The organism is Streptomyces sp. NBC_00631 (genome assembly GCF_045206895.1).
Lineage (GTDB): Bacteria > Actinomycetota > Actinomycetes > Streptomycetales > Streptomycetaceae > Streptomyces.
The window spans coordinates 5,839,786-5,855,417 of sequence record NZ_CP107734.1; the positions used below are offsets into that span (position 1 = coordinate 5,839,786).

A 15,632-nucleotide genomic window follows, 5' to 3' on the forward strand; every position below is an offset into this window, starting at 1 on the left:
CGGCGGCTATTCCTGGCCGCGGGCGGGGTCCGGGTGGTCCGGGTGGTCCGGATGGTGCGGGTGGTCCTGCCGGTGGGGGTGGGTGGCGGTGATGCCGGCGAGGACGAGATCGACGCCGGCGAGGAACTGCTCGCGGTCGTCGTGCCCGCGTATCTGCTCCGCGACGGCCCGGGTGAACGGGTACTCGTCGGGGTCGAGTTCCTCCCACGCCGTCGACACGGTGTCCAGGAACTCGGCGCGGTCCACGCCGGGTGCGAGCGCGCGGGCGCTCGCGCTGTTCACGGCGTTCTGGCCGGCGGCGCCGAGGATGTAGTGCACCAGGGCGGAGGTCACCGTGAACCAGCTGCTCTCGGGCACGTCGAGGGCGCGCACCCGACGGCCGATGCTCTCGAAGATCCGCGGCGTCACCGTCCCCCAGGGGCTGCGGGAGAGCTGTGCGGCGAGCTGCGTCGCGAGCCACGGATGCCGCACGATCGCGTCGAACAGCCTGAGCGCCACGACCCGGATCCCGGCCTGCGGCGAGGCCGGGCTCCTGGGCTCCGCGGACGGCGACGGCGGCGACAGCGACGGCGACAGCGACGGCGACAGCGACGGCGACAGCGGGGCTTCGGCGGCGGACCCGGTGGTCCCGGTGGTTCCGGCGGACGGGGTGGTCGTGGTGGCGGGGACGGCCGGGGTGGTGGGTTCGATGGCCACGGCGGCGGCGACGACCGCGTCCGTGGCCGCGCCGAGCAGCTCTTCCTTGTTCGCCACGTGCCAGTAGATCGCCCCGGGCCCGGTGGCGAGGCGTTCGGTCAGTGCCCGGAACGTCAGCCCGCTCTCGCCGGCCATGTCGAGCAGCTCGACGGCGGCCTCGACGATGCGCTCGCGGGAGAGCGCCTCTGTGCGCCGTTGTGACCGGCGTGTCCGCGTTGCCATGGCGCCATCTTGACATGACTGGAGCGTCGTTCCAACATGGAGCGGCATTCCAGACTGGAATGTCGTTCCAGAGTGCCGGTCTCGAAGGACCGGCCCCGCCACTCCTTGAGGAGTCCCATGCGCACGCCTGTCACGATCATCGGAGCCGGACTCGGTGGCCTCACGCTCGCCCGCGTCCTGCATGTCCACGGCATCCCGGCCACCGTCTACGAGGCGGACGCCTCCCCGACGGCACGCGCACAGGGCGGGATGCTCGACATCCACGAGCACAACGGCCAGCCGGCGCTCCGGGAGGCAGGCCTGTACGAGGAGTTCCGCGACCTCATCCTGGAAGGGCGCGAGGCGACCCGGGCCCTCGCCGCCGACGGCACCGTTCTGTTCGAGGAGGCCGACGACGGCACGGGCGGCCGACCCGAGGTGCTGCGCGGCGAGCTGCGCCGGATCCTGCTCGAATCACTTCCGGCCGGCACCGTCCGGTGGGGCCACAAGGCCGGCGCCGTCCGCGCCCTCGGCGAGGGCCGCCACGAGGTGACGTTCGCCGACGGGACCGCCGTCACCACGAGCCTGCTGGTCGGTGCGGACGGCGCCTGGTCACGGGTGCGGCCGCTGCTGTCCGCGGCCGTACCGGAGTACACCGGCACCTCGTTCGTCGAGACCTACCTGTTCGACGCGGACACCCGGCACCCGGCCGCCGCGAAGGCGGTCGGCGGCGGGGCGATGTTCGCGCTCGCGCCGGGCAGGGGGATCCAGGCCCACCGGGAGGCCGGCGGGACCCTCCACACCTACGTGGCGCTGCGCCGGTCGCAGGAGTGGTTCGCCGACGCCGGCTTCACCGGTCCCGCCGAGCCCTTCGATCCCGCCGGGGCTGCGGCGGTCGCCGCGCGGATCGCGGGCGAGTTCGCCGGCTGGGCTCCCGAGCTCACCGCGCTGATCACCGACGCCGACACCACTCCGGTGCTGCGCCCCCTGCACACCCTGCCCGCCGGGCACCGATGGGACCGGGTGCCGGGGGTGACCCTGCTCGGCGACGCGGCCCACCTCATGATCCCGAACGGCGAAGGCGCCAACCTGGCGATGTACGACGGCGCCGAACTCGGCAAGGCGCTCGCCGCGCACTCCGACGACACCGAGGCCGCGCTCGCCGCGTACGAGCAGGCCATGTTCCCGCGCAGCGCCGCGGAGGCCGCCGACGCCGCCGACCTCCACGAGCACATGTTCGGCGACGACTCCCCGCACGGCCTGATCGCCATGTTCACCGGAGCCGGATCCGGTTCAGACTGACTTCCTGATCGCCCGGGGCCGGGGTCAGCCCTCGCCCGCGCCGCCTTCACCCCGCACGAAGACCGGCTTGAGGTGCTTCTCCGGCAGGGCCTCGGGGAGCTGTTCCCAGTCGAGGACGTGGGAGACGACGCGGGCCGGATCGACCTTGCCGGAACGGGCCAGGGCGAGGGCGTCGGGGATGTGGGCGCGGACGTTGTCGCGGGCGATGCGGAGGGTCACACCGGTGAGGTACATGTCGAGGAGGGGGAGTTCGCCGGGGCGGAAGTGGTTGCCGGCCGACTCGCAGACGCCCTCCGGCGCCAGCGACCGCAGCGCCAGGGCCAGTTGGTCGACCCGGCCCGTCGCCTCCACCGCGATGTCGAAGCCGTGGTGGACGGGCGGGTCGAGGGTCTCGGCCGTGGCGGCGCCGAACTCCCGGGCGAGCTCCCGGTGTCCGGGGTCGGGGTCGACGTGGAGGACGGTGGACGCGCCCAGCGCGCGGGCGATGTCGGCGACGTACAGACCGATGCTGCCCCGGGCCACCACCAGGACCCGCGCGCCCGGCCGGTTCCTCAGGTGCGGGGCCACCAGGCGCCAGGCCAGCGACCAGTTGTCGCTCGCCGAGGCCATCGCCACCGGGTCGAGACCGGCGGGGAGCGGTACGAGCATGGCGTCGGCGTACGGCACCCGGACCAGGTCGGAGAAGAGGCCGCCCCAGGTACCGCCGATGGGGGCGCCGTACATCGCCATGTGCGGTACGGCCGTGCAGTGCGCGGTGAGACCGGAGCGACAGTGGTCGCAGGCACCGCAGTTGATCGACCAGGGGACGACCACCAGGTCACCCGGGGCCACGGAGGTCACTCCGTCGCCGGTCTCCACGACCCGTGCCACGCACTCGTGCCCGAGGGCGAACGGCGGGTCCAGGCTGAACCGAATGTGCGGCTGCCGCCGCGTGGCGTGCCCCGCCAGGATCGCGGTGTCCACATCACAGGAGGTCGCCGCCACGGGAGTCACGATCGCCTCCCCGTCGCCGCGCAGCTTCGGGTCCGGGGCCTCGCGCCACTCGACGGTGTCGCGGGCGACGTAGGTCAGTTCACGCACCGGCCCGCGCACCCTTCGCCAGCGCCGCCAGGTCGGCGTACCGGACGACCGAGCCGCCCGCACCCCAGGTCCCGTCCGGCTGCTCGTGCACCAGCACCCACACCCGCGGCGCGTCGTCGGCGGTGAGCCCGGCCGCCGCCAGGACGGTCCGGGTGGCGTCCTCGACCAGCCCGGCCCTGCGGCGCTCGGACAGCGCGCCCGCGGGGACGGTCACCTCCACCAGGAAGCGCGGCGCGTCGTCCTCGGCGGTGGTCTGGGCGCCGTCGGGCAGTTCGACGAGGTAACTCCAGGCCTGCGCACGGAAGAAGGCGGTGTCGGGGGCGCCCTCCCAGCGCAGCAGTACGGCGGCCAGGTCGCGTCGCACGGTCCTGCTGCCCTCGTCGGTCAGGGCGCCGGACGGGACGGTGAGCCGGATCATCGGCATGGGTGCCTCCTCGGGAGAACGGACTTTATGACAGTCGTTATAAAGCGAGGCCACGCTAGACTATGACGAGCGTTATAACCAGAGGGGAGCACCAGCATGGCCAGGTCGGGTCCGCCGTCGCGCGAACGCATCGTGGCCGGTGCCGCCGACCTCATCAGCAGACGCGGACTGAACGCCACGAGCATCCGTGAGCTGGCCAAACACGCCGAGGCGCCGCTCGGTTCGACGTACCACTACTTCCCCGACGGCAAGCAGCAGCTCGCGACGGAGGCGGTGCGGTACGCGGGTACGGCCGTCGAGCGGCTGCTGACCAGGGAGCTGGACGCGGGGCCGGTCGCCGGGCTGCGCGCCTTCCTCGACCTGTGGCGCGGGATCGTCGTGCGGAGCGACTTCCGGGCCGGCTGCCCCGTGCTGGCGGTCTCCGTGGAGGAGCCGCCGCCTGGTGGGGAGATCCCGCCCGCGCTTCTCGCGGCGGCCGAGGCGTTCCAGGACTGGGAGCGGCTGCTCACCGGATCCCTGCGGGACCACGGAGCCGATCCGGACGGGGCCCCCGAGGTGGCGACCCTCGTCGTGGCCTCGGTGGAGGGCGCCATCGCCATGTGCCGCGCCCGGCGCGACATGGAGCCGCTGGAGCGGGTGGCACGCCGGCTCGAGGCACTGCTCGAAGCCGAACTCGCCCGCCCCGCCTGACGCCTCCCGACCGATACCGCGCCGCTCGCCCCACTGCTGAACACGTCGACGCCCTTGCTTCACCGCCAACGCGGCTCAGGTGTGGCGCTCGGGTGCGGTGCCCGGGTGCGACGACCGGGTGCGACGCTCGTCCGTGGTGCTCGGGCGTGGTGCTCGGGCGTGGTGCTCGTCCGTGGTGCCCGGACGCGGTGCCCGTCCGTGGCGCTCGTCCGTGGTGCCCGGGCGTCGGCCTGGTTCACGACGTTGCCCGTCTCGGCTGCTCGCTGCCTCCCGGCCGCCTTCGGGGACGCCGCCGTCACCCTGGCCCGGGAGCACGTCCGCACCCGGCGACCGCGCCGGCCGTCCGGCGCGGGTCGGTCGGCGCGGTCGGGGCGGTCGGGGCGGTCAAGGCGTGGCCGGTGCCGGTGCCGGTGCCGGTGCCGGTGCGGGCTCGGGCCGGGAGCGCAGGGTGAGGATCCGTTCGGCGTGGTGTTCCTCGTGATGGTCTATGCGGCGGGCGGTCAGCAGGTCGCGGAGGCTGATGATGCCTTCCAGCCGCCGGTGCTCGCCGTCCGCGGCGCGGCTGACCACGAGGAGGCGGGTCACCTCGTGCCGGGCCATGCGGTTGGCCAGCGTGCGCAGGGTCTCGTCGGGATGGGCGGTGACGGGTACGGCGGCCAGTTCGCCGAGGGGCGTGCGGTCGTCGGGGACGGCGTGCACCAACTGGCTCCGGGTCACCACGCCGGCCGGTGCGCCGTCCGCGTCCAGCACCGGGTACAGGCGCTGGGCCAGCAGCCGGTCGGGGTCACCCGCCTCGTGCGCGGCGCGGAACAGCGCGGTGATCTCGCCTGCCGGGTCGTCGGTGCGGAAGGTGACCGCAGCCGGGGTCTCCAACTGCCGTACGAGATGCACCTCCAGCGGGTCGACGCTGTACTCGCGGGTGAGGTGCAGCCCTCGGCGGGCCAGCTTCTCGGTCAGCACCGAGCGCTTGAGCAGGACGACCGACAGCAGGTACGCCGCCGTCGCGGTGATCACCATCGGGATCAGGGCGTTGACCTCGTGTGTCAGCTCCAGGCAGAAGACGATGCCGGTGAGCGGGGAGCGCATCACACCGCCGAGCACGCCGGCCAGCGAGACCAGCGCCCAGAAGCCGGGGCTGACGTGTGGGAAGACCAGGGCCTCGGCGGCTCCCAGCGCCCCGCCGACCATGAACATCGGCGCGAGGACTCCTCCGGAGGTGCCCGAGCCCAGCGACAGCCCCCAGATCAGGGTCTTGACGACCAGGATGCCGATGATCAGGCCGACCGTGGCGTGACCGGTGAGGAGCGCGCCGATGACGTCGTAGCCGACGCCGAGCGCGCGCGGTTCGACCAGGCCGCCGGTGCCGATGATCGCCCCGCCGATCGCCGGCCACCACATCCAGTGGATGCGCAGGCGGGCGAAGAAGTCCTCGGAGAAGTAGACGAGGGCGGTGGCGAGCAGCGCGAGCAGGCCGGCCGCGGCACCGGCGACCACGCACAGGCCGTAGGCGGAGAGGGAGATGCGCGTCGGTACGTGGGCGCCGCCGAAGAGGGGGGCCGTGCCGAGCAGCGGGCCGCGGACCAGGGTGGCCGTGACGGCGGCCACCGCGACCGGGAGGTAGGAGCGCGGGCGCCACTCGAACAGCAGCAGTTCGACGGCGAGGAGGATCGAGGCGAGCGGGGCGTTGAAGGTGGCGGCCATGCCGGCGGCGGAACCGGCGACCAGCAGAGCCTTGCGTTCGTCGGTGGTGACCCGCAGGAACTGGGCGAACAGGGAGCCGACCGCGCCCCCGGTCATGATGATCGGCCCCTCCGCGCCGAACGGTCCGCCGGTGCCTATGGAGATCGCGGCCGACGCGGGCTTCAGCACGGCCACCCGGGGCTGCACCCGGCTGCCGCCGACCAGGATCGACTCGATGGCCTCCGGCATCCCGTGGCCCCGGATCTTCTCGGAGCCGTAGCGGGCCATCACCCCGATCACCAGCCCGCCGACGACCGGCATCGCCAGCAGCAGCCAGCGGTGCGGGGTGTCGCCGGGGACGGCCGTACCGAAACCGAACCGCCAGTGGAAGGCGAGGTTGGTGATCGACGCGATCAGCTTGAGCAGCCCGGCGGCCACGAGCGCGGCGACGACGCCGACGGGGACGGCGAGAAGCGAGATCAGGAGAACGCGGGGCGGGACGTGGAAGTCACCCAGGTGCGGGATCTTGAGGGGGGAGGAGGGGGCGCGGTCGGGGTCGGCGCTGGACTCGGTTGACGGTGCGAGCGTCGGCTCAGAGGGCACGGTGGCTCCGGGGATGGGGATGGGGATGGGGCAGGGCGGGGCGGGGGTACGAGGGCGCGGCGGCCTCGGGGTATAGGCACGGGTGCGGGTGCGGGTGCGGGTGCGGCCTGGGCCCGGCTGTGGGCCCCGGGCGGCGCATGCGCATGAGGCATGGCGCAGTTCACGGGCGCCGTTGCCCGTGCGGGAAGGGAGGAAGACGCGGTCTTCGTGCGAGCCGGACCCTCAGGCGAGCCGAACTCTCAAGCGGGTCTGTGAGTCAGGGGAGTTGCGTGGGCGTGGGGCGGGCCGAGTCGACGCGGCCCTGGCGCAGGATGCGGATGCGGCGCCCGGCGCACACCCGGCAGGCGTTGTCCGTGAGCGGGGACGGCACCTTCATGCCGCCGCGGACGTAGTAGTCGGCGCGGAGCCGTCCGGAGCCGTCCCGGCAGTGCCGGATCTCGTAGGTGCCCTCCCATGCGTGCCCGCAGCGCAGGCACACGAAGGAATAGGCTTCGTGGATCGGTTCGGTTCTCATGGTCATCACCCTCATCGCCGGAGCGTCGCGCCCGCACGTCTCCGGTATGGCGACCATATTATCATTGCACTCTGCAATGGTCACCCCGGGTGATGGGTGAAATTCGGTTCGTTGGGAAGAATGGCCGGAATGCGGCCGGAGTGAGGGGTCCATGAGCGAGCAGCGCAACGGCCGTGCCGCCGAGGACGCGCTGGACAGCGAGGCCGAGGAGGTCACCCTCGCGGTGATGGCGGCCTCCCGGCTGGTCGTCGCCCTCTCCGCGCGCGCCCTGGCCGCGGTGGACGTACCGCTGACGCTGCCGCAACTGCGCTCCCTGGTGGCCCTGCACGGCTGCGGCCCCATCAAGCTCGTCGCCATGGCCGCCACCCTCGGTGTCACCCCCTCCACCGCCCTGCGCATGGCCGAACGGCTGGAGTCGCTGGCGCTCATCGACCGCAAGGTCAACCCCGACAACCGGCGTGAGGTGGTGCTGAGCCTGACCCCCGCCGGACAGCGGCTGGTCGAGGAGGTCCTCGGGCACCGGCGGGCCGAGATCCGCACCTTGGTCGAGCGGCTGCCCGCCCAGCAGCGAGCCGCCCTCGTCCCCGCCCTCCGTGCCCTGACCGAGGCCGCCGACACCCTCGACCTGGGCATCAACCCGACCGAGGAGTCCGACCGCCTCGCCGGCATCCTCGACGACCCCCTCAATCCGACACCGTGACGCGACGCCGTGACCCGGCACTGTGACCCGGCGCCCGCCGTAAGCCGAGGTCGTGGCCGACGCGCTGGCCCGGGGCGATGGTCCGGCGTCGTAGTCCGAGTCGTGGCCGCCGCCGTGGCCCGAGACCGACGTTCGGCGTCCGAGGTCCGGCGTTCGAGGTCGTGGTCGGCACTGTGGCCCGGGGCGGTAGCCCGGCGTCGTTACCCGGCCCGAGGTCGTATCCCTGGCGCGTTACCCGACCCGAGGTCGTAGCCCTGGCGCAGTAGCCCGATCCGAGTTCGAAGCCCCGGCGCAGTAGCCGGCCCGAGTTCGAAGCCCCGGCGCAGTAGCCCGATCCGAGTTCGAAGCCCCGGCGCAGTAGCCCGGCCCGAGGTCGTAGCCCGGCGCCGTAACCCGAGGCCCGGTGGTGCGGGCGCCCGTCGGCGGGTCGATGTGGCTCCCGCTCCTGCCGTCCCCTGGGCCGGACGCGTCCCGGCAGGGTGCCGCGACATCCCCGGCCGCCCCCCGCCACGGTCTCCGGCAACCGCCTCAGCGTGGCACCCGCAACCCCGTGACCAGGAGACCCACCAGCCGGCGGGCGTCGTAGCAGGGGTCGTTCTCCGCGCCGATGCAGAGGTTGCCGACGCCGCGCATCAGCTCGTACCCGGTCAGGTCCGAGCGGATCTCGCCGGAATCGGCCGCCGCGCCGAGGAGCCGGTCGCAGACCGGGAGGAGCCGGTCCAGGAAGTACTCGTGGAGGGCGTCGAAGCCCGCCTGGTCGGAGTGCAGGGCGGCGGCGAGGCCGTGCTTGGTGGCCAGGAAGTCCACGAAGAGGTCGATCCACTCGCGCAACGCCGCGTACGCGGTCGGAGCACTGCCCAGCAGGGCCGGGCCGGCCTCGGCACAGGCCTCCACCTGGTGCCGGTAGACGGCGATGATCAGGTCGGCGCGGGTCGGGAAGTGCCGGTAGATCGTCGCGGTGCCGACGCCCGCCCGGGCCGCGATGTCGCGCACCGGCGCCTCCACGCCCGCGGCGACGAACGCCGCCGCGGCCGCCTCCAGCAGCGTCGTCTCGTTGCGCCGCGCGTCCGCCCGCCGGGGCCGGACCGCCCGCTCCTCGTCCTTCATCGCGTGTCCTTCATCGGGAGTCCCTCGGCCGTCACTCTATCGGGGCGTTGCGAAACGGGACAGTGTTCCGTATCGTCGAAGACGTGAAGCGGGACGTCGTTCCGTTTATGTCGGGTGAGGAGAACCAACCATGCAGTACCGCACCTTGGGCCGTACCGGCGTGCAGGTCAGCGCGCTCGGGCTCGGCGCGATGAACTTCGGGGCCATCGGGCGGACCACCCAGGAGGAGGCGACCGCGATCGTCGACGCCGCCCTGGACGCCGGGATCAATCTGATCGACACCGCCGACATGTACGGGCAGGGCGAGTCGGAGGAGATGGTCGGCAAGGCGATCGCCGGCCGCCGTGACGACATCGTGCTGGCCACGAAGGCCGGCATGCCGATGGGGGACGAGCGCAACCACCGGGGCGGTTCACGGCGGTGGCTGGTCACCGAGCTGGAGAACAGCCTGCGGCGGCTCGGCGTCGACCACGTCGACCTCTATCAGATACACCGCTGGGACCCGGCCACGAGTGACGAGGAGACCCTGTCGGCACTGACCGATCTGCAACGCGCCGGGAAGATCCGCCACTTCGGCTCCTCGACCTACCCGGCGTACCGGATCGTGCAGGCCCAGTGGGCCGCCCGTGAGCACCACGTGGGCCGGTATGTCACCGAACAGCCCAGCTACTCCCTCCTCCAGCGGGGCGTCGAGGCCCATGTCCTGCCGGTGACGGAGGAGTACGGGATGGGCGTGCTGGTGTGGAGCCCGCTGGCCTCCGGCTGGCTGTCGGGTGCCGTGCGCAGGGGGCAGGCCATCGCCACCAGCCGCGCCAGGATGCTGCCCGACCTCTTCGACCTCGCCCTCCCGGCCAACCAGGCCCGGCTCGACGCGGTGGAGCGACTGGCGGCTGTCGCCGACGGAGCCGGGCTGACCCTGATCCAGCTCGCCCTCGGCTTCGTGACCGCGCACCCCGCCGTCACCAGCGCCCTCATAGGGCCCCGCACCGTGGACCATCTGCGCTCCCAGCTGGCCGCCGCCGACACCGTGCTCTCCGCCGACGTCCTGGACGCGATCGACGCGATCGTCGCCCCCGGCACCGACCTGGCCGCACACGAGAAGTTCGACACCCCGCCCGCCCTGCTCGATGCGGCCCTGCGCCGCCGTTGACGGCTCAGGGGCAGACCGGCCCGGTCCGGCCCCCGGTCACCCGCCTTCGCCGAAGCGTGCGATCGCCGCCAGCACCGCCCGCCGCAGCGCCGGACTGCCGGTGTGACCGGAATCGTCGATCACCTTCAGCTCCGCGTCCGGCCAGACCTTCGCCAGCTCCCACGCCGTCTTCAGCGGGCTGCCGATGTCCAGCCGGCCATGGACCAGGACCCCTGGAATGCCCGCCAGCCGATGGGCGTCCCGCAGCAGTTGGCCGTCCTCCAGCCAGGCATCGTGGGCGAAATAGTGCGCGCAGATGCGGACGAAGGCCATGAGAGCGTCGTCGGGCCGGTCGCTGTAGGCGCCGGGACTGCCCAGCACCTCGTGGGCGATGACGGCGTCCTCCCAGGTTACCCAGGCACGCGCCGCCGCGACCCGGACCGCGTCGTCGGGGCTGTTCAGCAGCCTGTTGTAGGCGGCGACGAGGCTGCCGTCGCGGTCGGCGGGCGGCAGGGCGTCGCGGAAGGCCTCCCAGGGGCCGGGAAGCAGGCGGCCCACGCCGTGGTAGAGCCAGTCGGTCTCCTCGGGGCGGGTCATGGTGACACCGGAGATGACGATCTCGGAGACCCGCTCCGGGTGGCGTTCGGCGTAGGCGAGGATCAGCGTGGAGCCCCAGGAGCCGCCGTAGAGAAGCCAGCGTTCGATGCCGAGGTGCTCGCGCAGCCGTTCCATGTCGGCGATCAGATGGTCGGTGGTGTTGTGCGCGAGGCCGACCGACGGGTCGGAGGTGTGCGGCCGGCTCTCGCCGCAGCCACGCTGGTCGAAGAGGACGATCCGGTAGACCTCGGGGTCGAACAGCCGACGGCTGCCGCGCCGCCCCCCGCTGCCGGGGCCGCCGTGCACGCACAGGGCGGCCTTTCCCCCGGGGTTGCCGCTGGTCTCCCAGTAGACCCGCTGCCCGTCCCCGACATCGAGAAGGCCATGGGCGTAGGGCTCGACGGGCGGGAACTCCTCGGGACCGGAGCTCTGCTCGGACACAGGGCTCTCCTTCCGGAAAGTGGGAGGGAACGGCCCTCCATCCTCCCCGAGTCGGACCGGCCCCACCCTGCGTTTCCCGTCTTCGCGCAGGCCGAAGCGGCAACCTGCGCGAAGACGGGTCCTGTACCGTCACCGCCATGACCGGGCCGAGCAGGCGGAGCGGGCAGGGAAGCGGGCAGCGGAAAGGGCCGATGTGGCCGCTGTACGCGGCCGGGTTCACCACCGCCTTCGGCGCGCACGGCATCGCCGCCAACCTCGGCGGTCACAGTGCGGACGCGGTCACCTCGCTGCTGGTGCTGGGCGGCCTGCTCGCGCTGTACGACGGCGCCGAGGTGGTGCTGAAGCCGGTGTTCGGCAGCCTCGCCGACCGGATCGGGGCGCGGCCCGTCCTGCTCGGCGGGCTGGTCGCCTTCGCCCTCGCCTCCGGGCTGTACGCCGTCGCCGGCAGCCCCGGCTGGCTGTGGGCCGCCCGCCTCGGCCAGGGCGCCGCGGCCTCCGCCTTCTCCCCGGCGGCCTCCGCCCTGGTCGCCCGCCTCAACCCGGCCGCCGGACACGGCCGAGCCTTCGGCAGTTACGGCTTCTGCAAGTCCGTCGGCTACACCCTCGGCCCCCTGCTCGGCGGTGTGTTGGTGTGGGCCGGCGGCCTGCGCCTGCTGTTCACCGTCCTTGCGGTGCTCGGCGCGACGGTCGCCGTCTGGGCCGCGCTCGCCGTCCCCGTCGTACCGCCGTTGCCCAAGGCCCGGCAGACGCTCCTCGACCTCGCCCGCCGGCTCACCGACCCGGTGTTCCTCGCACCGACCGCCGCGCTGGCCGCCGCGACCGCCGCGCTGTCGGTCGGAGTGGGCTTCCTGCCCGTGTCCGGCCGCGTGGCAGGGCTGGGCACGGTCGCCACCGGCGCCGCCGTGTCGCTGCTCGCCGCGACCGCCGCGCTGGTCCAGCCGCGCGCCGGACACGCCCTGGACGCCGGACGCCTGACGACACGCACCGGCCTCACCGCCGGACTGCTGCTCACCGCGGCCGGCCTGGCCTGCGCCATGCTGCCCGGCCTGACCGGCATCCTCACCGCCGCCGTTCTGACCGGCGCCGGCACCGGCCTGATCACCCCGCTCGGCTTCGCCGCCCTGGCCACGAGCACCCCCGCCGAACGCCTCGGCCAGACCATGGGCGCCGCCGAGCTCGGCCGTGAACTCGGCGACGCGGGCGGCCCGTTGCTGGTCGCCGCGGTCGCCTCCGGCACCACCCTCGCCCACGGCTACGGCGCCCTGGCCGTGCTCGTCGCGCTCGCCGCCGCCGCTGTCGCCGCCGCGGTGTCGGTCTGAGTATCCGTACTCTGTTCGGCGCCCGGCCCGGCCGGAACGCTTGAGGCATGGGACTTCACAGGCCCGTTCTCCGGGCGATGGGGCCGGCGCTCGTGGTGGCCGGAGTGGCGGTGGCGGCCTGGGCCGCCTGGCTGGGCTGGGACACGGGGTACGACGTGCGGGGCGACGGGTCGGTGAGCGGGCCGTACCAGGTGTGGCAGGTGGCCGGGCTGGCCGTGACCCTGTTCGCGGCGGTGTGCCAGGCGGCCGCCCGGGGTCACTGTGCCGCGGCCGTGGGCGGTACGACCGTGGGGCTGACCCTCGCCGCCTACGTCGACTGGTCGGACGACGCCAGTGGGCTGTTCATGGTCGGCGTGGTGCTGGTCATGGTGGGGAGTTTCGTCGCCTCCGCGGTGGTGTCCGCCGTGATCGACACGCTGCGGCGGGACCGGCCGCTCACCCGGTAGGTCACGCGGGCAGCGGCTGTTCCGCCCAGATCGTCTTGCCGGTGGCTGTCTGGCGGCTGCCCCAGCGTTCCGAGATCTGCGCGACCAGCAGCAGGCCCCGGCCGCCCTCGTCGTAGACGCGGGCCCGGCGCAGGTGCGGGGCGGTGCTGCTGCCGTCGGAGACCTCGCAGATGAGGGACGCGTCGCGGATCAGGCGGAGGGAGATCGGGCCGTCGCCGTAGCGGACCGCGTTCGTGACCAGTTCGCTGACGATCAGTTCGGTGGCGAAGGCCGCGTCCGTCAGGCCCCAGACCGCCAGCTGTTCGCAGGCCATCTTGCGGGCCCCGGCGACGGCGGACGGGTGCTGGGGGAGCTGCCAGGTGCGGACGCTCGCGGTGTCCAGGGCCGAGGTGCGGGCGAGCAACAGGACGATGTCGTCGGCCGGGCGGTCGGTCAGGACCGTGCGCAGGACGTGGTCGCAGGTCTCCTCAAGGGGCGCGGCCGGATCGGCCAGGGCCCGGCGCAGCAGCCCGAGGCCCACCTCGATGTCGTGGTCGGCGGTCTCCACCAGGCCGTCGGTGTAGAGGGCGAGCAGGCTGCCCTCGGCCAGTTCCACCTCGACGGACTCGAAGGGCAGCCCGCCGAGGCCGAGCGGCGGGCCGGCCGGGAGGTCGAGGAAGCGCACGTCGCCGCCGGGGGTGACCAGGGCCGGCGGCGGATGGCCGGCGCGGGCCATGGTGCAGCGGCGGGTCACCGGGTCGTACACGGCGTACAGGCAGGTCGCGCCGACCTCGCCGGAGGACGCCGTCTCCGCCCGGCCGGGCACCTCCGGGCCCTCCTCGCGGTCGAGGCGGATGACCAGGTCGTCGAGCTGGGTGAGGAGTTCGTCGGGGGCGAGGTCGACGTCGGCCAGCGTCCGTACCGCGGTGCGCAGGCGGCCCATGGTGGCCGAGGCGCGGATGCCGTGGCCGACGACGTCGCCGACGACCAGGGCGACCCGGGCGCCGGAGAGCGGGATCACGTCGAACCAGTCGCCACCGACGTCCGCGCCGGACCCGGTGGGCAGGTAGCGGTAGGCCACCTCGGTCGCCGCCAGGCCCGGCGGCCGGCCGGGCAGCAGGCTGCGCTGCAGGGCGAGGGCGGTGCGGCGCTCGCGGGTGTAGCGGCGGGCGTTGTCCACGCTCACCGCGGCCCTGGCGACGATCTCCTCGGCGAGCCGCTGGTCGTCCTCGGTGAACGACTCGGCCGTGCGGTGCCGCAGGAAGTGGGCGAGGCCGAGGGTGACGCCGCGGGCCCGCAGCGGGACCAGCAGCACCGAGTGGATCATGTGCCGGGCGACGGACTCGGCGCGGGCCTGGGAGGCCCGGAGCCACTCCTGCATGCCGGGGTCGCCGGGCCGGTGGCGGGTGCCGCGGCCGGCGAGCAGGGTCCACATCGGGGGCGTCTCCACCGGGTAGCGGAACGCGTCCCCGGGGTCGGCCACCGCCTCGGGGCAGCCCGCCAGCACCGACCGCTGCGCGGCCCGGCGGACGGCGACCGGCTCGCCCGGCCGCAGCGGTTCCGGCTCGTCGCCGAGGACGACGGACTCCAGCAGGTCGACGGTGACGAAGTCCGCGAACCGGCCCACGGCCACCTCGGCGAGTTCCTCGGCGGTGCGGGTCACGTCCAGGGTGGTGCCGATGCGCATGCTCGCGTCGTTGAGGACGGCCAGGTGGCGGCGGGCCCAGTACTGCTCCGTGGTGTCGAAGACGACCGCGGACAGGCCCTGCACCGTGCCGTTCTCGTCCTTCAGCGGGGAGAAGTACATCGACCAGGAGTGCTCCCGGATCTCGCCGGGCGCCTGGCCGTGCTGTTCGTGGAAGACCGTCCGCCCGGTGCGCAGGACCTGCCGCTGGAGGCGGTCGTACTCGTCGAAGGGCGGGCTGGACTCGATCTCCCACAGGGTCTTGCCGCGCATCTCCGCGACGGGCAGGCCCATGATCCGGGTCATGCTCTCGTTGGCGGCGACGAACCGGGCCTGCCGGTCGTAGATCGCCACCGGCATCGGCAGCTGGGCGAGTGTGTAGTCCCACAGGGTGGCCGCCCCGGGCTGCTCGCTTCCGGACAGGGGCGCCCGCGCGGCACCGGTCACCAGCCACAGCGGCCGGCCGCCGCCGGCCTCCAGCGGGGTGCCCTGGAGGTGCACGACGATCCGGTCGCCGTTGCGGTGCCGCAGCGCCACCTCGCTGGACCACCCCTGCCCGTCGGCGAGGTGCCGGCGCGCGGACGCGGGCAGTTCGGCGGCGAGCAGCAGCTGGGCGGAACGGCCGACGACCTCGGCGGGCTCGTACCCGAGCAGCCGCCGGGCGCCCGCGCTCCACACCAGGACCGCTCCGCCGGCGTCCACGACGACGGCCAAATCCTCCGGTACGCGTCCCGTCATGGTGCCTCCGGACGTCCGTGTACCCCGCTCCGTCCCAGGATCCCGCCCCGCCGTACTCCGCTCAACCGACACCGGCCGGCACTTCGCCGCTACTGACCGCGCCGGTGCCATGACGGTTCCCTGGGTCGTACGCCCCGTTCCACCCCTTGTCGGGGCCGGTATCAGGCTGGTGGAGCCGTCACCCGGTGCCCTCGCGGAGCGCCCGGTCTGTCGCGGCCAGCGCGGAGTGCTCCCGCGCGGGTGCCGCGGCGGCGGCCCTGTGGCTCACCTTCCGGCTGGCCGGAGTCCGAGTGCCACGTCGA

Annotated in this window: 14 protein-coding genes; 6 read left to right on the top strand and 8 right to left on the bottom strand. The window is 73.8% G+C overall.

Going from position 1 to position 15,632, the window contains the following annotated elements; translation table 11 throughout:
- Nucleotides 1-6 precede the first annotated feature (6 nt).
- Nucleotides 7-918 (bottom strand): TetR family transcriptional regulator, encoded by a 912-nt coding sequence (locus OHB00_RS26800; RefSeq protein ID WP_406438253.1) that lies wholly within the window; start codon nucleotides 916-918, stop codon nucleotides 7-9.
- A 117-nt stretch (nucleotides 919-1,035) separates the two neighbouring features.
- Between OHB00_RS26800 and OHB00_RS26805 the strand changes: the two genes are divergently transcribed.
- Nucleotides 1,036-2,199, top strand: a complete 1,164-nt coding sequence (locus OHB00_RS26805) for an FAD-dependent oxidoreductase (protein ID WP_406438255.1) — start codon at nucleotides 1,036-1,038, stop codon at nucleotides 2,197-2,199.
- Nucleotides 2,200-2,223: 24 nt separating this feature from the next.
- Here OHB00_RS26805 and OHB00_RS26810 read toward each other — a convergent pair whose 3' ends face one another.
- Entirely contained in the window at nucleotides 2,224-3,279 is a 1,056-nt protein-coding gene (locus OHB00_RS26810; RefSeq protein ID WP_406438257.1) for a zinc-binding dehydrogenase, read from the bottom strand.
- Nucleotides 3,272-3,703 carry a 4-oxalocrotonate tautomerase family protein gene (locus OHB00_RS26815; RefSeq protein WP_406438259.1) on the bottom strand — a complete coding sequence of 144 codons (432 nt, stop codon included), beginning with the start codon at nucleotides 3,701-3,703 and terminating at the stop codon, nucleotides 3,272-3,274. Before OHB00_RS26815 ends, OHB00_RS26810 begins: the two co-directional genes overlap by 8 nt.
- A 96-nt stretch (nucleotides 3,704-3,799) precedes the next feature.
- Between OHB00_RS26815 and OHB00_RS26820 the strand changes: the two genes are divergently transcribed.
- Entirely contained in the window at nucleotides 3,800-4,393 is a 594-nt protein-coding gene (locus OHB00_RS26820; RefSeq protein WP_406438261.1) for a TetR/AcrR family transcriptional regulator, read from the top strand.
- A gap of 384 nt (nucleotides 4,394-4,777) precedes the next feature.
- Here OHB00_RS26820 and OHB00_RS26825 read toward each other — a convergent pair whose 3' ends face one another.
- Together OHB00_RS26825 and OHB00_RS26830 are read right to left on the bottom strand one after the other, a co-directional pair.
- Nucleotides 4,778-6,676, bottom strand: a complete 1,899-nt coding sequence (locus tag OHB00_RS26825) for a chloride channel protein (protein WP_406438263.1) — start codon at nucleotides 6,674-6,676, stop codon at nucleotides 4,778-4,780.
- Between the two features lie 256 nt (nucleotides 6,677-6,932).
- On the bottom strand, nucleotides 6,933-7,190 hold the full coding sequence (locus OHB00_RS26830) for a hypothetical protein (RefSeq protein ID WP_406438265.1): 258 nt from the start codon (nucleotides 7,188-7,190) through the stop codon (nucleotides 6,933-6,935).
- Nucleotides 7,191-7,341: 151 nt separating this feature from the next.
- Between OHB00_RS26830 and OHB00_RS26835 the strand changes: the two genes are divergently transcribed.
- The gene (locus OHB00_RS26835; protein ID WP_406438267.1) at nucleotides 7,342-7,890 is read left to right on the top strand and encodes a MarR family winged helix-turn-helix transcriptional regulator; all 549 of its coding nucleotides are present in this window, start codon (nucleotides 7,342-7,344) and stop codon (nucleotides 7,888-7,890) included.
- A 528-nt stretch (nucleotides 7,891-8,418) separates the two neighbouring features.
- Here the strand turns inward: OHB00_RS26835 and OHB00_RS26840 are convergent.
- Entirely contained in the window at nucleotides 8,419-8,997 is a 579-nt protein-coding gene (locus OHB00_RS26840; RefSeq protein WP_406438269.1) for a TetR/AcrR family transcriptional regulator, read from the bottom strand.
- 130 nt (nucleotides 8,998-9,127) lie between these two features.
- Here OHB00_RS26840 and OHB00_RS26845 point away from each other — a divergent pair, with 130 nt between their 5' ends.
- Complete coding sequence (locus OHB00_RS26845; RefSeq protein ID WP_406438271.1) at nucleotides 9,128-10,147, top strand: aldo/keto reductase; 1,020 nt, start codon at nucleotides 9,128-9,130, stop codon at nucleotides 10,145-10,147.
- Between the two features lie 36 nt (nucleotides 10,148-10,183).
- Here the strand turns inward: OHB00_RS26845 and pip are convergent, their stop codons facing one another.
- Nucleotides 10,184-11,164 (bottom strand): prolyl aminopeptidase, encoded by a 981-nt coding sequence (gene pip / locus OHB00_RS26850; protein WP_406438273.1) that lies wholly within the window; start codon nucleotides 11,162-11,164, stop codon nucleotides 10,184-10,186.
- Nucleotides 11,165-11,301: 137 nt separating this feature from the next.
- Here pip and OHB00_RS26855 point away from each other — a divergent pair, with 137 nt between their 5' ends.
- Both OHB00_RS26855 and OHB00_RS26860 read left to right on the top strand, forming a co-directional pair.
- Nucleotides 11,302-12,483, top strand: coding sequence for an MFS transporter (locus OHB00_RS26855; protein ID WP_406438275.1), 1,182 nt, complete (start codon nucleotides 11,302-11,304; stop codon nucleotides 12,481-12,483).
- A 47-nt stretch (nucleotides 12,484-12,530) separates the two neighbouring features.
- The gene (locus OHB00_RS26860) at nucleotides 12,531-12,929 is read left to right on the top strand and encodes a hypothetical protein (protein WP_406438277.1); all 399 of its coding nucleotides are present in this window, start codon (nucleotides 12,531-12,533) and stop codon (nucleotides 12,927-12,929) included.
- A gap of 1 nt (nucleotide 12,930) precedes the next feature.
- Here OHB00_RS26860 and OHB00_RS26865 read toward each other — a convergent pair whose 3' ends face one another.
- Nucleotides 12,931-15,330 (bottom strand): SpoIIE family protein phosphatase, encoded by a 2,400-nt coding sequence (locus tag OHB00_RS26865; RefSeq protein ID WP_406438279.1) that lies wholly within the window; start codon nucleotides 15,328-15,330, stop codon nucleotides 12,931-12,933.
- Between the last annotated feature and the right edge of the window lie 302 nt (nucleotides 15,331-15,632).

Coding starts and splice junctions, on each gene's coding strand:
- OHB00_RS26845 (WP_406438271.1), top strand. CDS start 9,128: ATGCAGTACCGCACCTTGGGCCGTACCGGCGTGCAGGTCAGCGCGCTC.
- OHB00_RS26805 (WP_406438255.1), top strand. CDS start 1,036: ATGCGCACGCCTGTCACGATCATCGGAGCCGGACTCGGTGGCCTCACG.
- OHB00_RS26830 (WP_406438265.1), bottom strand. CDS start 7,190: ATGAGAACCGAACCGATCCACGAAGCCTATTCCTTCGTGTGCCTGCGC.
- OHB00_RS26865 (WP_406438279.1), bottom strand. CDS start 15,330: ATGACGGGACGCGTACCGGAGGATTTGGCCGTCGTCGTGGACGCCGGC.
- OHB00_RS26820 (WP_406438261.1), top strand. CDS start 3,800: ATGGCCAGGTCGGGTCCGCCGTCGCGCGAACGCATCGTGGCCGGTGCC.
- OHB00_RS26800 (WP_406438253.1), bottom strand. CDS start 918: ATGGCAACGCGGACACGCCGGTCACAACGGCGCACAGAGGCGCTCTCC.
- OHB00_RS26840 (WP_406438269.1), bottom strand. CDS start 8,997: ATGAAGGACGAGGAGCGGGCGGTCCGGCCCCGGCGGGCGGACGCGCGG.
- OHB00_RS26815 (WP_406438259.1), bottom strand. CDS start 3,703: ATGCCGATGATCCGGCTCACCGTCCCGTCCGGCGCCCTGACCGACGAG.
- OHB00_RS26860 (WP_406438277.1), top strand. CDS start 12,531: ATGGGACTTCACAGGCCCGTTCTCCGGGCGATGGGGCCGGCGCTCGTG.
- OHB00_RS26855 (WP_406438275.1), top strand. CDS start 11,302: ATGACCGGGCCGAGCAGGCGGAGCGGGCAGGGAAGCGGGCAGCGGAAA.
- OHB00_RS26835 (WP_406438267.1), top strand. CDS start 7,342: ATGAGCGAGCAGCGCAACGGCCGTGCCGCCGAGGACGCGCTGGACAGC.